Source organism: Paenibacillus terrae, from assembly GCF_000943545.1.
Taxonomy (GTDB): domain Bacteria; phylum Bacillota; class Bacilli; order Paenibacillales; family Paenibacillaceae; genus Paenibacillus; species Paenibacillus terrae_A.
The window spans coordinates 1-796 of the sequence record NZ_JTHP01000187.1; the positions used below are offsets into that span (position 1 = coordinate 1).

The following is a 796-nucleotide window of genomic DNA, read 5'->3' on the forward strand; positions in this document are numbered from 1 at the left end:
GTCCGGCAGCCATCTTGCCAAATCCCCAGTCCGGTACATTCGCTCTCCCGGTACGAATGGATTGGTGACAAACTTCTCTGCCGTCAGTTCCGGTCGGTTCAAATAGCCGCGCGCTAATCCCTCGCCGGCGATGCATAATTCTCCGACAACGCCGATTGGCTGTAGCTGATGAGACTCATTTATCATATAAAAACGCGTGTTTGCAATTGGACCGCCAATAATGACAACCTGGGCATCCGTCAGTTCTTGAACTGACGACCATACAGTTGATTCTGTCGGACCATACATGTTGTAAATCTTCGCCGAGGCAGCTAATCGCACTTGGGCAAGAAGCCCCGATGGAATGGCTTCTCCTCCGAGCATGATTTCAGAGGCTGCAGCCAAGCATTCCTGTCTTCCTGCCGAAAGCAGCACTTGCATTCGTGATGGTGTCATCTGAATCATGTTGATACGATGGTGCTCGATCAGGGCAGCCAATTGATGCGGATCACGCTGCTCCATTTCGTTTGCCATGATGATTTTCATGCCAAGTGCGAGCGGCAGCAACGACTCCAGTACGAAGATATCGAAGGAAACCGTTGTTACGCAGAGAATGGATTTATTCTCTTGGAAATCAATCTTCTCTTTCATACTGTGAATTAAGTTGACAACAGAACGATGCTCGATCATGACACCTTTCGGTTTACCGGTCGAACCCGAAGTATAAATGAGATAAGCCAAACCTTCAGGGGGATGAGCAGCTTCACGTACAGGGCATCTATCTTCATAGGTAACATGGGTCAGTTCGGATGGATGC

1 protein-coding gene is annotated in these 796 nt (G+C 49.1%); it reads right to left on the bottom strand.

Annotated features, from left to right (window positions below; all coding sequences use genetic code 11):
- A partial coding sequence (locus QD47_RS29595; protein WP_044649483.1) for an AMP-binding protein occupies positions 1-796 on the bottom strand: 796 nt, incomplete at both ends.